The organism is Halomonas sp. KM072 (assembly GCF_050710315.1).
Classification (GTDB): Bacteria; Pseudomonadota; Gammaproteobacteria; order Pseudomonadales; family Halomonadaceae; genus Vreelandella; species Vreelandella hamiltonii.
The window spans coordinates 2,369,053-2,384,923 of sequence record NZ_CP136132.1; the positions used below are offsets into that span (position 1 = coordinate 2,369,053).

General features: G+C 56.2%; 19 protein-coding genes. 7 read left to right on the plus strand and 12 right to left on the minus strand.

All coding sequences use genetic code 11. The features are described from left to right. Positions 1-104: 104 nt before the first annotated feature. Genes RVM26_RS11205 through phnC form a run of 5 tightly spaced genes read right to left on the minus strand, consistent with a single transcriptional unit; the run spans position 105 to position 4,530 of the window. Entirely contained in the window at positions 105-965 is an 861-nt protein-coding gene (locus tag RVM26_RS11205) for a LysR family transcriptional regulator (RefSeq protein WP_133733740.1), read from the minus strand. Then, positions 959-1,969 carry a phosphonate dehydrogenase gene (locus RVM26_RS11210; RefSeq protein WP_133733741.1) on the minus strand — a complete coding sequence of 337 codons (1,011 nt, stop codon included), beginning with the start codon at positions 1,967-1,969 and terminating at the stop codon, positions 959-961. The genes RVM26_RS11205 and RVM26_RS11210 overlap by 7 nt, the downstream gene beginning before the upstream one ends. Before the next feature lie 9 nt (positions 1,970-1,978). Beyond that, positions 1,979-2,809, minus strand: coding sequence for a phosphonate ABC transporter, permease protein PhnE (gene phnE, locus RVM26_RS11215; RefSeq protein ID WP_133733742.1), 831 nt, complete (start codon positions 2,807-2,809; stop codon positions 1,979-1,981). 9 nt (positions 2,810-2,818) lie between these two features. Further along, positions 2,819-3,688 carry a phosphate/phosphite/phosphonate ABC transporter substrate-binding protein gene (phnD, locus tag RVM26_RS11220; RefSeq protein WP_133733743.1) on the minus strand — a complete coding sequence of 290 codons (870 nt, stop codon included), beginning with the start codon at positions 3,686-3,688 and terminating at the stop codon, positions 2,819-2,821. After that, a complete protein-coding gene (gene phnC / locus RVM26_RS11225) occupies positions 3,685-4,530 on the minus strand; it encodes a phosphonate ABC transporter ATP-binding protein (RefSeq protein WP_133733744.1) in 846 nt (281 codons plus the stop codon). Before phnC ends, phnD begins: the two co-directional genes overlap by 4 nt. 302 nt (positions 4,531-4,832) lie before the next feature. Here phnC and RVM26_RS11230 point away from each other — a divergent pair, with 302 nt between their 5' ends. The 4 genes from RVM26_RS11230 (at position 4,833) to RVM26_RS11245 (ending at position 8,833) form a co-directional block, all read left to right on the plus strand. Beyond that, the gene (locus tag RVM26_RS11230; protein ID WP_498938651.1) at positions 4,833-5,018 is read left to right on the plus strand and encodes an MCP four helix bundle domain-containing protein; all 186 of its coding nucleotides are present in this window, start codon (positions 4,833-4,835) and stop codon (positions 5,016-5,018) included. A gap of 18 nt (positions 5,019-5,036) precedes the next feature. Continuing rightward, the gene (locus RVM26_RS11235) at positions 5,037-6,074 is read left to right on the plus strand and encodes an IS630 family transposase (protein WP_287804249.1); all 1,038 of its coding nucleotides are present in this window, start codon (positions 5,037-5,039) and stop codon (positions 6,072-6,074) included. A gap of 39 nt (positions 6,075-6,113) precedes the next feature. After that, positions 6,114-7,607, plus strand: coding sequence for a methyl-accepting chemotaxis protein (locus RVM26_RS11240; protein WP_498941741.1), 1,494 nt, complete (start codon positions 6,114-6,116; stop codon positions 7,605-7,607). A gap of 122 nt (positions 7,608-7,729) precedes the next feature. Then, complete coding sequence (locus RVM26_RS11245) at positions 7,730-8,833, plus strand: DUF3541 domain-containing protein (protein ID WP_498938653.1); 1,104 nt, start codon at positions 7,730-7,732, stop codon at positions 8,831-8,833. On the opposite strand, the gene RVM26_RS11250 is transcribed toward RVM26_RS11245, so the two are convergent. After that, positions 8,830-9,219: an ester cyclase gene (locus tag RVM26_RS11250; protein WP_498938655.1), complete on the minus strand. Its 390-nt coding sequence runs from the start codon at positions 9,217-9,219 to the stop codon at positions 8,830-8,832. The two genes, RVM26_RS11245 and RVM26_RS11250, sit on opposite strands and share 4 nt — an antisense overlap. Before the next feature lie 99 nt (positions 9,220-9,318). Here RVM26_RS11250 and RVM26_RS11255 point away from each other — a divergent pair, with 99 nt between their 5' ends. Beyond that, complete coding sequence (locus RVM26_RS11255; RefSeq protein ID WP_339935700.1) at positions 9,319-9,654, plus strand: zinc ribbon domain-containing protein YjdM; 336 nt, start codon at positions 9,319-9,321, stop codon at positions 9,652-9,654. A gap of 68 nt (positions 9,655-9,722) precedes the next feature. Further along, a complete protein-coding gene (locus tag RVM26_RS11260) occupies positions 9,723-10,418 on the plus strand; it encodes an HAD family hydrolase (protein ID WP_498938657.1) in 696 nt (231 codons plus the stop codon). Positions 10,419-10,527: 109 nt separating this feature from the next. On the opposite strand, the gene RVM26_RS11265 is transcribed toward RVM26_RS11260, so the two are convergent. The 4 genes from RVM26_RS11265 to tnpA are packed head-to-tail and all read right to left on the minus strand — an operon-like array spanning position 10,528 to position 13,078. Next, the gene (locus RVM26_RS11265) at positions 10,528-10,797 is read right to left on the minus strand and encodes a hypothetical protein (RefSeq protein WP_113862548.1); all 270 of its coding nucleotides are present in this window, start codon (positions 10,795-10,797) and stop codon (positions 10,528-10,530) included. Next, positions 10,787-12,493 (minus strand): IS66 family transposase, encoded by a 1,707-nt coding sequence (gene tnpC / locus RVM26_RS11270; protein WP_498938660.1) that lies wholly within the window; start codon positions 12,491-12,493, stop codon positions 10,787-10,789. Before tnpC ends, RVM26_RS11265 begins: the two co-directional genes overlap by 11 nt. Then, a complete protein-coding gene (gene tnpB, locus RVM26_RS11275) occupies positions 12,447-12,791 on the minus strand; it encodes an IS66 family insertion sequence element accessory protein TnpB (protein ID WP_498938316.1) in 345 nt (114 codons plus the stop codon). Before tnpB ends, tnpC begins: the two co-directional genes overlap by 47 nt. Continuing rightward, a complete protein-coding gene (tnpA, locus tag RVM26_RS11280) occupies positions 12,788-13,078 on the minus strand; it encodes an IS66 family insertion sequence element accessory protein TnpA (RefSeq protein WP_498938428.1) in 291 nt (96 codons plus the stop codon). Before tnpA ends, tnpB begins: the two co-directional genes overlap by 4 nt. Before the next feature lie 97 nt (positions 13,079-13,175). Between tnpA and RVM26_RS11285 the strand changes: the two genes are divergently transcribed. Continuing rightward, a complete protein-coding gene (locus tag RVM26_RS11285) occupies positions 13,176-13,388 on the plus strand; it encodes a hypothetical protein (RefSeq protein WP_498938662.1) in 213 nt (70 codons plus the stop codon). A gap of 257 nt (positions 13,389-13,645) precedes the next feature. Here RVM26_RS11285 and RVM26_RS11290 read toward each other — a convergent pair whose 3' ends face one another. Then, a complete protein-coding gene (locus RVM26_RS11290) occupies positions 13,646-14,788 on the minus strand; it encodes a Fic family protein (RefSeq protein ID WP_081137375.1) in 1,143 nt (380 codons plus the stop codon). Positions 14,789-14,934: 146 nt separating this feature from the next. Further along, positions 14,935-15,858 carry a GIY-YIG nuclease family protein gene (locus tag RVM26_RS11295; protein WP_498938665.1) on the minus strand — a complete coding sequence of 308 codons (924 nt, stop codon included), beginning with the start codon at positions 15,856-15,858 and terminating at the stop codon, positions 14,935-14,937. Positions 15,859-15,871 lie beyond the last annotated feature (13 nt).

A 15,871-nucleotide genomic window follows, 5' to 3' on the forward strand; every position in this document is an offset into this window, starting at 1 on the left:
CCCCACCCGCGTCTTCTAACGATTCTGCGAAGTTTGGGGTCTCAATGGCACCTATTCTTAGCCACCCACACGCCTTCCCTGGCTCTAAAGATGTCACTCGTTTTTCACTGACATATATGGCTGACGAAAGTGGAAACTGGCGGTTGCCGCGCAAGCGTCTCAGGGCAAATGACCATCAGTTTTTTTGCCAATGCGGCATCACTGACCGGGATGGCACACAAGGTGCCCGCTTGAATCTCCTCTTCGACGCAAGCTGCCAGCACCAGTGATACGCCAAGGCCAGCTTTGACAGCCTGTTTAACCGCTTCGGTACTGCCCAGTTGCATTGAAACCTTCGGAAACGGCCCTCTTTCGCCAAAGAAATTTGCCAGCAACCGGCCAGTACCTGTTCCGGGTTCACCACCAAGCAAGCTCATTCCGGCAAGGGTTTCCCGGTCTATTTCATGCCAGCCCGCATAGGGGTGATCTGGTCGGGTAATTAAAACCACGGGTTCCTGTCGCCAATCCATTGCCTGGAAGCCAGGTTTTGGGTGCCACCACTCCATCACCGCAATATCCAGCTCGCCGCTGGTCAATTGTCTGGCAATGTTTGGATTGTTATCAATCACAAGGTCCAGCTCAGGTACCGCCGGAATGTTCTTGAACGTGCTCACGTAGGGCTGGAGCATGTAAATACCGATGTTGGAACTTGCCCCTACGCGTAAACGCGTACCACTAACGACTTCTCGGGCACGCTCGTCCAGTTGCAACATACTAAGCGCTAGAGGCATAAGCGCCAGGGCTGCTTTGGTGGGCTCGCATCCCGTTTTACTGCGGCGTATCAACAGGGCACCTAGCTGCTCTTCGAGCTTTTGAATGTGCTGTGAAAGCGTGGGTTGTGCGATACCGAGAGCTTGGGCGGCGGCCTGAAAACGTCGATGCTGAACCAGTGTGGTAAAACTTTTCAGCCAGACCAAGTTCAGCATGGAGTTGTCTCAGTGATAGTGGGCGAATTAGCCGCATCCTGAGGGCGTTCTCCTTGTAACGCTTGCAGAATATTGTCGGCAGCACGCTGTTCAATCATCAGCCGCACATCCTCGACGGCAGAGCCAATGTGTGCCGTGAATAGTGTGTTGGGATGTGCTCGCAAAGTGGGGCAAATCTCTTGCGGACGATCCTCTCGAGCCCAATCTTCCATTTCAAAAACATCCGCTGCGTAGCCGCCCAACTGCCCTGACTCCAATGCTTCCAAAACGGCAGCTTCCTGCACTACAGAACCCCTGCATGGGTTGATCAAAAAGGCGCCTGGTTTCATCAGGGCCAAGCGCGCAGCGTTCATGGTATGCAGCGTTTGTTTATTGAGCGGCAGGGCCAAAATGACAATGTCGGCTTGCCCGAGCAGCTCTTCAAGCGACTTGCGCGCCACGCCGAGCGTTTCCTCCTCCGCAGCGGGCAAGGCGTCTGGCTGAGAATACAGTAAGGTGGCCCCCCAGCCTTTGAACCGCGTTGCCACAGCCTTGCCGATGGGGCCCATGCCGACGATACCCACAGTAGCGTCTGCAATACCAAGCCCATAGAACGTTGGCTGCCACCCCCTGAACTGGCCAGAACGAACGTACTCGTCGGCCGCCCGAACATGTCGGATTAGGCTAATGGTTAGCCCTATGGTGAGCTCAGCCGTTGGCACTGTCAGCAAATCCGGTACGAAGGTCAGCCAAACGCCATGACGTGTACAGGCCTCTACATCGAAATTATCGTATCCCTTCAAAGCGGCGCCAATGACTTTCAGCTTGGGGCAGCCAGCTAGAAATTCCTCGCTGACCTGGTCCGGCATAAACACCATCATGCCATCTGCGGTTGCCGCGCGGGCCTTTACCTCGGCGGCGGGCAAGGTAGTGTCTGACTGGTTGGTGATTAATTCACAGCTCTGTTCCAGCCTTTCCAGCACACTGTTATGTACCCGGTGGGTAATGAAAACCCTTGGTTTCATTTGATTTCCTTACTTGAATTTCTTACGAAGATGGCCGCTAAGGCTATCCACCATTGTCACCATAACGAGTATGACAATCAGGATGGCGCTGACTTCCTGGTACTGCATGATGCGTAAAGAGCCCATTAGCTCGAAGCCGATCCCGCCGGCCCCCACCATGCCCATGACCGTCGAGGCGCGAAAATTGTATTCCCAGCGATAGATGGAGACATCGGCAAACTGAGGAAGAACCTGCGGCAGCACCGCGTGCCAGTGAACCTGTAAGCGAGTCGCGCCAGCGGCATTGGCGGCTTCCACTGGGTCTGGGTCGACATGCTCAATCGCTTCGGCAAAGAATTTACCCACCATCCCAATGGAATGAAGGCCGAGCGCTAGCACGCCCGGCAAGGCGCCAAAACCCACTGCAGCAACGAAGATAATGCCCATAATCAACTCGGGCACCGAGCGCAGAGCATTTAGCAACGTGCGGGTTACGTGGAAGACCACGGGGTGGGGCGAGGTATTGCGAGCAGCCAGGAACGCCAGGGGCACGGAAGCGGTAACCGCTATCGCCGTACCGGCAATGCTCATGGCGAGGGTATCGACCAGCGGCGCTATCCAATCCATGGCGTTGGTGAAGTCAGGGGGTAGCGATTCACCCAGCAGGGTAGCGATGGCAGGAACCCCGTTGGCCAGGGTGAGAAAATCCAGCAGGTCCACGTACCAACTCGCCAGGAGAACCACTGCCAGCACCGAACCCGCCTGGAAGAGCTTGCTCCTCCAGCCGCGCGCGTGTTCGTCCAATACGGCGTCGGGAGAAAGCGATGAAAGATCTGGCGGCACTATTTTGGAATGATTCATAATGCCCCCTTACATCTTGGAGAAATCAAGATTGAGCAGGCTTCCCATTTCCCGGATCACATCGTAATCGGAGTCAGTGATAACGGCGAAACCTTCGGCTTTCAGGTTGCTCAGGATTTCTTCATCATCAATGCTAATGAAAGCGTCTTGTATCTCCTGCTTGAGTTCCGGGCTCAAGTTGGAACGCATCGCCCAGGGGTACTGCGGATACTCCCCACTGTGACCCAACACCCTAACCTTGCTGCGATCTATCAGGCCGCGGTCCATCACATGTTCAAAGATCACTTCCGATAGTCCCCCTGCATCTGCATTCCCATTGGCAACGTTCACCGCCACGGCATCATGGGAGCCAACAAAATGGGCTTCATAATCCTCTCCTGCTTCTAGTCCCGCCGATTCAAGCAGCACGGTTTTGGGAATCAGGTGGCTTGAAGTGGAGGCTCGGTCGCCATAGGCCATCTTCATGCCCTCGATATCGGCATAAGACTCAACGCCGGAATCGACATTGGCAATAATGATGGAGCGATAGGTGGGCTTGCCATCCACAATCATGGCCGCAAAGGCTTCGATCTCGCTTTTGCTTTTTGCCATTACATAGGAGAGGGGCCCGAAGTAGGCGAGGTCGATGCGACCAAAACGCATGGCTTCGATCATGGAGGAGTAATCTGTAGTGACAATTAGCTCAATTTCTTTGCCAAGCGTGCTTTCAAGATAGTCTTTCAATGGCTGGTTGCGTTTGATCAGTTCAGAAGCGTTTTCATCAGGGAGCAGTGCGACTTTTAACAGGTCTGGGTTTGGATCAGGATCCGCAGCTAAGGCCGACACGGTCATTCCAGCCATAAGACAGATAGCGAAGAAAAAGCTGAATAGCGGTTTCATTGTGCAATCTCCAGTTTTATCGAAGGGGTATTCGCGGATTGAGGGGTGGGGTTGGTGGTTTCATCGGCTTCGGGCAAAACCCCTGGCGCACCGTGGTAAATCTCATCCAGGTGGCATTGCTGTAACTGTGCCGGGGCTGCATCGAAAACGATTTGGGCATTCGCTAGTCCAATAATGCGGTCAGCAAACCGCTGGGCATATTCCAGCTGGTGCAGTGAAATGATGGCGGTAATACCATCTTCACGGCATATGTCTCGCAGTAACGTAAGCACTCGCTCAGAGGTTGCCGGGTCAAGGCTGGCCACTGGCTCGTCCGCCAGGATCATGGCGGGCTGCTGCGCCAAGGCACGCGCAATGCCCACGCGTTGCTGCTGCCCTCCGGACAGCTGATCGACCCTGGTAAGCGCCTTCTCAGCCAGGCCTACGCGATCCAGGCAGTGCAGGGCAAGCTCCTGTTCCTGCCTGGGTAGCGGAAACAAACTGCGCCAGGTGCTGTGGTAAGCAAGCCGACCCATCAGCACATTCTGGAGCGCCGTGTGGCGTTCAATGAGCTGATGGTGCTGGAAAACCATGGCGGTTTTGCACCGATGGCGGCGTACCGTAGTAATGGATTCGAGCGCACCTAGTTCAGCCGAGATCACTTTGCCGGTGCTGGGCCGCACCAAGTGGTTAAGGGAGCGCAGTAACGTAGATTTACCTGCACCGGAAAGACCGAGTAGAACCGTAAACTCGCCTTTGTGGAAATCAACGGTGGTGGGTCGGAGTGCGAGAACATTCCCAGGATATGTCACCCCCATTTTCTCGATGCGGAGCATTAAGTCAGAGGATTGAACAGGCTCCATTGGATCACCTTTTGCAATGTATGAGCTCACTTGATTGTGACTCACAATGCAACGTTAGCGCTCCTAGGTGACAAAGCTGTGTCATGCAGATGATAAGTTAATGACCATCAAAGGGGGCGGGTAGCATGTAATGACATAAGAAATTGGCGCTTTATAAGTTAAAAAAATTTAATGTTTCTGTGTGCGTGCCGATAATGCATTTTGCTTGGTATCAAGATGCGTTGGGTCTAAACGCTTGAAGTTACCGAGATGGCTTCCTCCTGCCCAATGCAACGCGCTGCGGGCTTTCACGAGATCCCCCCATGCTACTTCTGAATCGAAGCGTTAAACTGCGGCTTGCCGTGAGTTTAGGCGCGTGCATCTTGATGTTAATTGTTGTCGGTATTATCGGTCTCTACAGTCTCAGCAAAACCAACGATGCCCTCAACAGTACTTATGAGGGGAACGTACTCACCTTGGGTGATCTTATTAACCCGGCATCCAAATAGCTATGCTATAATGCCGGCATGAACAGAGAAGATGCTCGCACACTCCATCCCGCCGCTCAGGAAGAAAAGCGAAAACTTGCGGTTCGCCTTTCCAAGCGTGGGATGAAGAACAAAGAGATCGCCAAGGAGGTTGGCGTTCACCCCCTCACCGTCGGCCGGTGGCTTACGAAATACCGTGAAGGCGGTCTAAAGGCCTTGCTCGCCCAGGTTCGTGGGCGAAGAGAGGGCTCTGGCCGCCAGCTCACCCCTGATGAAGAAAGTCGACTCCAGGCCATGTTGGTCGACAAGACACCTGACCAGTTGAAGCTTCAGTATGCCCTGTGGACACGCAAGGCCGTACAGGAGTTGATCAAGCTGGAAACCGGGAAGTGGGTGCCAATTCGCACCATTGGCGAATATCTGAAACGCTGGGGGTTCACTGTTCAGAAGCCCAAGAAGCAGGCCTATGAGCAGCGTCCAGCCGAAGTAAAGCGCTGGCTGGAGGAGGACTACCCAACCATTCATGCCCGAGCCAAGGCCGAAGATGCCGAGATTTACTGGGGCGATGAGACCGGGTTGCGTAGCGATAGCCAGCATGTGCGTGGCTACTCACCTCAAGGCGTCACCCCCATCCTCCGGCTCAATGCGAGAAGAGCGACGATCAATCTCATTTCCGCCGTCACTAACCAGGGCAAGGTACGGTTCCGGTTTTTCGACGGCACCATGAATGCGCAAATTCTGATCGACTTCATGAAGCGCTTGATTCGTGATGCCAAGCGGAAGGTCTTCCTGATCCTGGACAACCTCAAGGTCCATCACGCCAAGATCGTCAAGGCCTGGCTGGCGGAGCATCGGGATGAGATTGAAGTGTTCTACCTTCCACCCTACTCGCCGGAATTGAACCCCGATGAGTATCTGAACTGCGACCTCAAAGCCGGCGTGCATAGCGGTACTCCGGCGCGCAGCAGAGACCAGCTGAAGAGGAAGGCGATGTCTCACCTTCGGAAGCTTCAGAAGCTCCCGAGGCGAGTCGCGAAATACTTCAAAGCCCCGTCAATTCGATACGCCGCATCATAGCTATTTTATTGCCGGGTTAATATTAAGGTCAACCAAGCACTGCTCGGCAACCGGGTTAAGATAACGGCAGAGCAGCGCGATCGAACCCCGGCATCTGCTATAACAACGAAACAAGAGGTTGCGGAAAACGATGCCATTATCGACGCCGCCTGGAATGATTACTTCCCTGAGCGTGTTTCTGGTGATCAAGAGCGTGCGGTAGCCGAAAGCTTTATCGTGTCGCTAGCCAGTCTGCGTGCCGGTATTGACGATATCAACGCGGCAATGATTGGCAATGATTATGACGCCGCCAGAGAGATAGCCACCACCACGCTACGTGCTGAATACCCTAAAGTGCTCACGGCGATTCAGGGCCTTATCGACCTTAACAGCGCCCAAGCCGCCGCCAATAACCAGCAGTCATCAAGCGACTATATTTGGACGCGCAACTTCGTTATAGGCGTTATGGTGGCGGCGATCATCTTCGGCGTTCTGCTCTCAATATGGTTGATTCGCGGCATCATGACACCGCTGGGCAAGGCACAAGCACTCGCCAACGCCATGGCTGAAGGCAGGCTCGATAACGACGTCGACGCTTCAGCCAAGGATGAGTTTGGTGTGATGCTCAGAGCGTTAAAGAGCATGGAAACCAAGTTCTCGCAGGTGGTCATGTCCGTGCGTAATAACGCCGAGTCCGTGAATGTGGCCGCCGACGAAATCGTGCTAGGCACTGACGACCTCAGCCGCCGGACGCAGGAGCAGGCCTCTAGCATCGAGCAGACTGCGGCATCGATGGACGAAATCACCTCCACCGTGCGCCAGAACGCCGACAACGCATCTGAAGCCGACAAGCTCGTGCACGATGTTAACCAGCAAGCTAATGCCGGGGGCGAGATCGCAGGTCAAGCCATCAAGGCAATGGAAGGTATCAACGCCTCAAGCCGCAAGATTGCTGGTATCGTCGGCTTGATCGATGAAATCGCCTTCCAGACCAATTTGCTGGCGCTGAACGCCTCGGTAGAAGCCGCCCGCGCGGGCGAGCAGGGTCGCGGCTTTGCGGTAGTGGCGAACGAAGTACGCAACCTGGCAGGGCGCAGTGCTGATGCCGCCAAAGATATCAAAAAGCTCGTTGAGGAAAGTATCGGCCAAGTCGACAACGGCTCAAGCCTGGTCAACCGAGCTGGCAAATCGCTCGAAGATATCGTTCATGGCGTTAAGCGCGTCTCGGTGTTGATGGGTGAGATTGCCACCGCCAGCCGCGAGCAGTCCCAAGGTATCGAGCAGGTAAACACCGCCGTCTCGCAAATGGACAGTGTCACCCAGCAGAACGCGAGCTTGGTGGAAGAGTCCAGTGCGGCAGGGCGTTCACTGCAAAGCCAGGCAGAGGCGTTGTTGAAGGAAGTATCGTTCTTTAGGGGAGCGACCACCGGCCAAAGCCAACGTGCGCTACCCGCTGCGCCAAGAGCGCGTGACAGTCAGCCGCGGGCCAACAAAGGCTTGCCGACTCACGTGATTGGTGGCAAGCAAGACACCGAGAAATGGACTTCTTTCTAATCGCTAGCCATTATGAAAAGCGCCCTCAGGGCGCTTTTTTTATGAGCAATCAGCTAACACCTAATTGCTCATCAACTGTGCAATGATGGCCTATCGATAGTGAACGCCACCAAGGGGCCGTCATGAAAAAGCTCTTTTCACTGATGATTGTGCTGGTGTTGGCGGGCTGCGCCGCCATGGAGCCGCATACGGAGCGTGACGTCCAGCGCGACGCCGGTCTGGCCATCCAGGAGATCTACGAGCAGGCGCTGCCGACGCTGTCCGATGACAAGCAGCGCCACTTTGCTCAGCGGCTTTACCGCCTGACTGGCGAGCAGCGCTGGCGGGCCCTCAATCACGCCTACGGCGAGCGACTACTGGCGCGACTCGAGGAGGACATCGTCGGCCTGGCTGAGCCCGGGTACGCGGCTGCCCGCAGCCGGGCGATCGTTGCCGACTATTCGCAGCGCACGGCCAAGCAGCGTGCCCGGCGCGCTATGCTGGGTGAGTGGGAGGAGATCGCCTTCGCCCGGGGGCTGCTGTTCAGGCTGGTCCAGGCCGAGTACCACGGCCTGCTGCCAGCCATTGAGGATCACGAACGGGCGCTGGGCTACCAGGCAGAAGTTGACTGGGCGGCCTTCCTGACCGACCCCGCGGTGATCGGGATCTATGCCGCTCAGGTGGCCAACTATAAGTACTTCCTGCACCAGCTCGGCGTGATGGACCTGCGCCGGGAGGTGGAAGAAGCCTTCCGACGCCACTACCCGCCTGATCGAGTCGCCGGGCTCGACGACGCCGAGTACCGTAACTGGCTCTATGGCCTGACCCACTTCGTCATCGCTGACAGTCGCTACTACCAGCGGAAGGTGGACCCGGAGGTGCACGCCTGGGTGCTGGAAGCGCTGGAACGGGAGACGGTCGGCATCATGGCCCGCGCCACGGCCGACATCCAGGCCGAGGTGGCATTGGCCTTCCTGCTGGCTGGCCGCGAGGACCACCCGTTGGTGGGACGGGTGCGCGAGGCGCTAATGGCGGCGATCGACCCGGCCAGCGGCATCATTCCCTCGCCCGAGGGGGAAAACGAGCTGGCGGGTGGTGAACACCGCAACGTTCTGGCGATCATGGTGCTGCGCTGGCCGGGCCGCCTGCATACAGGCCCCGACCTCTCGGACGCGCTTGGCGGGCGCTCAGCCGAATGCGATATTCTGCTCTATTCATTTGTGAATGGAGATAACCAGAACGTTTAACCAAGCTGCGCCTCAATCGCGACTTTATCGATCACCGTCCAGACTTCCTGAATCTTATTATCGTGGAAGCGGTAGAACGCGTTCTCGCAAAACGTTATTTTTTTGCCATTCACCGCAAGGCCGAGGAAGCTACCTTTGGGGGTGACATCGAATCGCAGCCTGCACGCAACATGCGGTGAATCAACGGCCAGCAGCTCAATGTTAAAGTGAAGATCTGGTATCTGCTCGTAATCGGCTTCTAGCATGGCGCGATAGCCATCAATGCCTAGGCGCTTGCCGTTGTGGTGGACATCGTCATGCACGAACTGGCCAAGTTTCATCCAGTCCTGATTATTGAGGCAGGTGATGTAATCACGGTAGGTCGCTTCCAGGTCACGTTTGTTCATCCTGGCTCTCCTTTCTTGGGCGGGCGTGAAGGCATTCGCCACGGTGCCTCTGGCTAAGTATTATCTTCAGCCTAAACCAAACCACAGAAGCCATCACTCATGCCGTGCCCACCTTGCCCACACTGCCAATCCGAATTCGTCTATCAGGATCAACGCCTGTTCATCTGCCCCGAATGCGCCCACGAATGGAACCCTGCTGAAGCTGCTGCGGAAGACACCGTCACGGTAAAAGATGCCCACGGCACGCTGTTAGCGGAAGGCGACAAGGTCACGATGATCAAAGACCTCAAGGTCAAAGGCAGCTCACTGGTACTCAAAGTGGGCACCAAAGCCGTGATCAAGCGATTAATGGACAGCAAAGATCACCAACTAGACTGTAAGGTCGACGGCGTCGGCGACATGATGGTGACCGCCCACTTTGTGAAAAAAGCCTAAATAAGCCCAGGATTCTTCTAGCCACCTCACGACGCCGTCAGCAATAACCATCCAACAAGGAGATACGAATGAAAGCCATCGTGTTTGACGTATTTGGCACTATTGTTGATTGGCGATCCAGCTTGATTCATCAGTTCAGGGAGCTTGAGCAAGAGCTGGGGATTGATCTACCCAGTGAAGAACTGGCGGATCAATGGCGGCTGCTTTATGCGCCTTCCATGGACAGGGTACGCAGAGGGGAAATCCCCTGGACGGTATTAGATGAGTTGCATCGAGAAAGCCTGGTCAAACTACTCGATCAACAGGGGATTGCGCTAGACGAAGCGACCATTGATCGCGTCAATCACTTTTGGCACCAACTAGAACCCTGGCCGGATGTACCACAGGGCCTACAGCGCCTGAAAGAGCACGTCATCATCGCCACGCTGACCAACGGGAATGTCTCATTAATGGTCGATGTTGCCCGTCACGCCAAGCTACCGTGGGATATGATTTTTTGCGCCGAGTTATTCGAGCACTACAAGCCTGACCCAGAGGTTTATTTAGGGGCTTGCCGGCTGCTACGCCTTCCGCCTGAAGAGGTAATGCTGTGCGCGGCGCATAATGCTGACCTGCGTGCTGCCCGTGCACAGGGAATGAAAACGGCGTTTATCCCCCGGCGCACAGAATATGGACTCCACCAGAGCAAAGATTTAGAAGCAGAAGAAGCATGGGATTTTGTGGCTGAAGACCTCGTCGCGTTGAGCGAGCAACTAGGGAAATAACAATGGAACTCTACTTAAATGCAACCTCGCCCTATGCGCGCCTGGTGCGCATCGTATTACTGGAAAAAGGCTTGGCGGACGTAAGCGTTCATTCCAAGACGTAGTTGACCTACTTCACGTCACGGAGGGGCCTTAATAACTCCGGCGAGACCTTGTATTGCTTCCTGCCATCCTCCCCCAGCACGATCACACTCTTGCGGTTGATCTTGGTGACGATCCCCAATACCGGGCCTTCCCGGCCCTCGAAGGTCACCTTCAAGCCAACCCGCAACTGACTCAGCGCCTGGAGATTTTCCTGATCCCGGAGCTCATCAATGCGTCGGCAGATATACTGGTTCAGTTCCAGCAACTGGTCGATGCTCATGTCTTCAATGCGCATGAACGGTGGCCTCCGGCTGTGGGTTCTGGCGATCAGGATGACGTGGATCGATCAGCGCCCGTAGTGGATTCTCGGCGAACCGGATTTTCCAGAGTCGGGGCGTCAGGTCGCTGACTTCAAGGGCCGGGTGCTGGCTGATGCGTTGCAGTACGTCCACCAGGTAAGTGTAGGGGTTAATATCGTGCAGCTTGCAGGTGCTGATCAGGCTCTGGATGATACCCAGGTGTTCCGCACCCAGTTCAGTCCAGCAGAACATCCAGTTTTTCTTGCCCATGGGAATGGGCCGCAAAGCCCGTTCCAGGTGGTTGGTGTCTGGCTGCACGTCCGGGTTTTCCAGGAACACGGTCAGGCTGGCTTCCCGGCTGAGAACGTAGTTCAGGGCCTTGGTCAGTGGGTCGCTGGGCACGAGGCCGCCTTGTGCCAACTGATCCCGGCACCACTGGAAGAAGTCGCTGACCACCGGCTTCGAGTGATCCAACCGGTACTGGCGTTTCTTCTCGCCAGTTAGCCCCTGAGCTTTGATGGCCTCTTCATTCCGATACAGCATCGCGATCCGTTGCAGGGCCTCGGTGACGGTCTCAGGATGATCTTTCTGTGCTTCGATAAAATAGCGGCGACCATGCACCCAACATTGGGCATGGGTGACGTTCTCCTGGGCCGCGGCATAACGGGCATAGGCCGCATAGCCGTCACTGATCAGGGTGCCGCTGAACGATTCGCTGAGTACCTGCTCAATGTGGGCGCGACCACGGCTGTTCGAGTAGGTGAACACCACCTCGTCGGCATCGCCGTATAACGGCCAGAACCAGCCAGTTTTCATCTTGCCCTTTTGCGGGCCGGCGCGCCCCTGGTGGCCGGCCTTGATGGGCGTTTCATCCATCGCCAGCACCCGGCTGCGCAACACGTTGTCGGTCTGGGCATCCACGATGGGTCGCAGCAGATCGATGGCACGCTTGACCAGGTTGGTCAGGGTGCTGCGACTGACGGTGATACCGGCTTGCCGGATGCGTTGGTGCTGACGATACAGCGGCAGGTGGAACTGGAATTTGTCCACCAACAGTCCGGCCAGCAGGCTGACATCGGCCAGGCTGTTGTCCAGCACGTTGAACGGGGCCGGTGTGGTGATGGGCTTCTCGGTGCCCTTGCGCCGGAACACTGGCCGCTCCACCTTTAACACCACGTAACTGGAGGCCCGCTGGGCCAGCCGGAAGGTAGTCTTGCTGCCAATCACTTCGTACTGATCGGCCTCCGGGCCGGTCAGCTCCGGTGGCAGGTGCTCAACCACTTCTACCGGCACATCGGCAGTAAAGCGCAGGCCGGTGTCGTTCAGGCAGTCGTCATCCCGCTGTTTCTTGCCAGTGCCGCGCTGATAGGCTTTAACCGTGCGCTTCTCATTTTTCGGCGGCTGCGCCGGAACCGGGGCGTCATCCGACGCGAACAGGCTATCCTGCCCAGGCAGGTCAAACACCTGCTTCTCGGACTTGGGACCGAACAGCTGCTTCTTGAACCAGTCCAACTGCCGCTGCATGACCTGAAGTTGTTCACGCAGCAATGCATTCTCCTCGGCCAGAGCCGAGTAAGAAGGCGTGTTGGAAGAGGTAGTGGAAGTCGTTGAACTCATGGCCGATATTATACCGGAAGTCCGTCTCCTATACCCCTCGAAAACGCTTGAACTGGCGGTATTTATGCACCTCAATGCCATCGATCAGCAGTTGCAGATCCGTCAGGGTCAGGGCTCGCTGCCCCGAGGCAGATAATGGCACCCGGAACTGCCCTTGTTCCAGGCGCTTGGCCCACAGGCAGTAACCGGTGGTCGTAAAATACAGCATCTTCATCTGAGTCTTGCGCCGATTAACGAAGACGAAATACTGGCCGCTGAGCGGGTCGTGCTTCAACTGATTCCGAACCAGGGCACTCAGGCCCCGGAACGATTTGCGCATGTCGGTGGGCTCGGTGCACAGCCAGATGCGGGCCTGGCTATCGAGTCCGATCATCCGTGCTGGCTCAGCCGGAGTTCAACGCCGTTGCCCAGGCTGAGCACAATGTGCCAGCCTGGGCCGGAGGATGGGGAGTTGCCCATCAACGACGAGAGATCCAGAAAACCGGCTTCACCGGATCCAGTCGAATCATTGGTCGACGGATCGGACAGACGCTTGCGCCAGTTGCAGAAACTGGCGTAACCAATGTTCCCTTGTTTGCAAAATTGCGAAGCCGAGAGGCCGCTGTCACGCTGCTGATCAACCAGGGTCTGCCACTGTTCGGGTGTGCGGTGCTTTCTCATGGGGGTAACCTCGTGTTGGAAAGTGTGAGGTTACTTTAGGGCGATTTTCAGCAGGTTGGCAGAACGTCGTGGAATGAACGCTTACATTGCGCCACCCATGCCCGAGCAGGAAGAACACCTGATCCGCCAGGAAAGCGCCCAAGGCAAGCGAGACCACCGCTTCACCAAACCCGATCAGGTGCCGATGCATCATGATGCCGCCCAGCATCGCGACGGCTTCGCCCTCCAGGCTCGCCCCCACGAACAAGCCGAGGCTGCCATAGTTCGCCACGAAATAATCAAGCGTCATGTGCATTCATCCATCAAGTAACCCCGCCAGGTGGGTGCCACGTAAACGCAATCTCTATCACGATTCAGGATGATGCTGATATGTCCATCGCCACACGTATATCGGGACGCCACGGCAGCCAGATGAAGGCCGACATCTCGTCTTCAAAGCACGTCAACAAGAGCGATGGCGTGTGCAGCGATTATACGTCTGCCAGCGTCGAGCTGGGTCATTTTTACTATGACACTTCTATGGCTTTCTGGGTTCGGGGTGGCCCACCGGGCAGTGACTCCTGGCCATCAGTATTCACCGGGCAGCCCTTTGCCATGCTCCACCAAGGCATAACGTGTGCTCCGCCCGCCGCCAGGCAGCCTGAAAAGGCAGCCTTTCTCTACCAGTTCAGCCAAATCCCGCGTGGCGGTCGCTTTGCTCACCTTGGCCAACGATTGGTACTTGCGGGCATTAATGCCCTGCGCAAACTCCTCTCCTGCGGTATCCAACAAACGGTTCAGCACCTTGATTTGTCGTTCGTTCAGTACCGTAGTGGCATGGTGCTGCCAAAAGGAAGCCTTGACCAATACACGGTCGATTCTTAACAACGCCTGCTCAAGCGCCTCTTTCAGCGTATCGAGGAACCACAACAACCAAGGCGTAATATCGAGACTGCCCTTCTGGGTACTTTCGAGGTAGTCGTAGTAAGCGCTTCGCCGCGCCATGATTGCCGCACTCAGAGAGTAGAAGCGCACCGACTGCCGTTCTGCCTGCGCAAGCGCCCGGTCGGTAACGGCGCGTGTGACCCGCCCATTGCCATCATCAAAGGGGTGCAAGGTGATCAACCATAGATGTGCAATACCCGCCCGCACCAGCCCATCCAGTCCCTCTAGCGGTTGGTTGAACCACGTTAGAAACGCATCCAATTCGGCTTCCAGCTGTTCACGGGGAGGCGCTTCAAAATGAACGGTAGGTCGATCCAGCCGCCCCGACACCACCTGCATGGGGTGGTCACCGCGTAGCTCGCCCACACGCACTTGACCCATCAGGCCAGGGCCTTTCACAAACAGCATGGACTGCCACAGGCACAGCCGCCCATGGGTCAACGGCTCATCCAGCTGACGCGTGGATTGCAGCAATAGATCGACCAATGCCTCGGACTCAGGGGTTGTTCTACCAGATATACCAGCCCGCTCGATGCCCAGCTGGCGAGCCACGGAAGACCTCACGGAGCCAACATCCAGACGCTCGCCTTCGATTTCGCTAGTACGAATGGCGTTCTGTATCAGCGCATCCATCTCCACCTCCAGATCCAGATCCGCCTGCCCAGGCGCCGCCTCGGTTTTACCCAACACGCGCCCCTGAAGCAGCCGCACGGCATCCAGGGTAGGCCGCAGTGCGGACTCATCCCACTCAAAATGCGGCCAATGTGGCTGTTCCCAGATATACATGAGCCGATTGCCCCGCCTATTCGGATCAGATGATGAGCCAATTATGGTTGATATTCGGCTCATGGGCTAGTCAGGGAGTTGTTTCAGCTGAAATAAGGAATACAGAAGAGCACACCCGCAACCGGGGCAAGTTGAAAAACGTTTTGCTAAACATCCGATAACCTTTCGTCTTGAATGGCTTTCAGAGTTTTGCCATCAGCATCCTTCCAAGCCAAACGGCCATTGGCGCTACCGCCAACCAAAACGCCTGCCGCTGTTGAAGGAGAGGAAAATCGAAAATCCTGCGTGAATATCAACTTTCCATTTTGCGGTGCTAGTACGCCACGCGCTTGCAGAAGTTGCCGCTGCTCGCGCATGTAGTCATGGATGGAAAGCGTCTCCTCAACACGTGCCAATGAGCCTTTGAGTACCACAAAGCCATCGGCAACTTCTCTACCCGTGCCTTCGGCCCCACGCTCGTTGAGGTAAAGCGTCAGCGGTGGCTCGACTGGCTCTGAAGATGACGCGGCGGCTTGGCTGCTAGCTGCTTCAAACGCATCGATACCCAATAGCGGAAAAATCACCAGCATCTCGGCTAAAAACCACTCGGCATCGGCACGGTCGGCTTCATTGAGTGGTGGGGCGGAGGGATACGCCGTGTTATCCACCGCCCACTGATTGGCCGTCTTCGCCATGCTCAGCAGCCGCGACTCCAGGTAGCGCACGTTGGCCTTATTCAAACCTTCGTTGGTGCTGGTAAAGGCGATGGCCCGCGTCCAAAACTCCTTACCCGACACATGCTGCTTGATACGATCTCCGAGCGAATCGGCTTCGCCTACGTACAACTTGGCCGCCCCCTCTTCCGTTTGCCCCGTGAGCACATACACACCCGGCTGCGCCATTTCGCTGCGCTTCATCGCCCCTTCGAGCTGAGAGCGGTTGGCCACCACCGCCCGCCCCGTCCAGTTGGATTTTTCCACGATGCGCAGGCCCTCGGGCGTGCCGTCGGCGAGGAAGATGCGGATGGAGGTTGGGCGACTGTTTTTATTCATCATATTTAATTTAGCATCACGCACTTTACTTTTCTTCAAAACGATATGACTC

Excerpts from the sequence above, each read along its gene's own strand:
- RVM26_RS11210 (WP_133733741.1), bottom strand. The coding sequence starts at position 1,969 with ATGAAACCAAGGGTTTTCATTACCCACCGGGTACATAACAGTGTGCTG.
- RVM26_RS11205 (WP_133733740.1), bottom strand. The coding sequence starts at position 965 with ATGCTGAACTTGGTCTGGCTGAAAAGTTTTACCACACTGGTTCAGCAT.
- RVM26_RS11245 (WP_498938653.1), top strand. The coding sequence starts at position 7,730 with ATGAAAAAGCTCTTTTCACTGATGATTGTGCTGGTGTTGGCGGGCTGC.
- RVM26_RS11290 (WP_081137375.1), bottom strand. The coding sequence starts at position 14,788 with ATGTATATCTGGGAACAGCCACATTGGCCGCATTTTGAGTGGGATGAG.
- phnD (WP_133733743.1), bottom strand. The coding sequence starts at position 3,688 with ATGAAACCGCTATTCAGCTTTTTCTTCGCTATCTGTCTTATGGCTGGA.
- RVM26_RS11255 (WP_339935700.1), top strand. The coding sequence starts at position 9,319 with ATGCCGTGCCCACCTTGCCCACACTGCCAATCCGAATTCGTCTATCAG.
- RVM26_RS11235 (WP_287804249.1), top strand. The coding sequence starts at position 5,037 with ATGAACAGAGAAGATGCTCGCACACTCCATCCCGCCGCTCAGGAAGAA.
- RVM26_RS11285 (WP_498938662.1), top strand. The coding sequence starts at position 13,176 with ATGCCCGAGCAGGAAGAACACCTGATCCGCCAGGAAAGCGCCCAAGGC.
- RVM26_RS11265 (WP_113862548.1), bottom strand. The coding sequence starts at position 10,797 with ATGCGCATTGAAGACATGAGCATCGACCAGTTGCTGGAACTGAACCAG.
- tnpB (WP_498938316.1), bottom strand. The coding sequence starts at position 12,791 with ATGATCGGACTCGATAGCCAGGCCCGCATCTGGCTGTGCACCGAGCCC.
- RVM26_RS11250 (WP_498938655.1), bottom strand. The coding sequence starts at position 9,219 with ATGAACAAACGTGACCTGGAAGCGACCTACCGTGATTACATCACCTGC.
- phnE (WP_133733742.1), bottom strand. The coding sequence starts at position 2,809 with ATGAATCATTCCAAAATAGTGCCGCCAGATCTTTCATCGCTTTCTCCC.
- phnC (WP_133733744.1), bottom strand. The coding sequence starts at position 4,530 with ATGGAGCCTGTTCAATCCTCTGACTTAATGCTCCGCATCGAGAAAATG.
- RVM26_RS11260 (WP_498938657.1), top strand. The coding sequence starts at position 9,723 with ATGAAAGCCATCGTGTTTGACGTATTTGGCACTATTGTTGATTGGCGA.
- tnpA (WP_498938428.1), bottom strand. The coding sequence starts at position 13,078 with ATGAGAAAGCACCGCACACCCGAACAGTGGCAGACCCTGGTTGATCAG.
- RVM26_RS11230 (WP_498938651.1), top strand. The coding sequence starts at position 4,833 with ATGCTACTTCTGAATCGAAGCGTTAAACTGCGGCTTGCCGTGAGTTTA.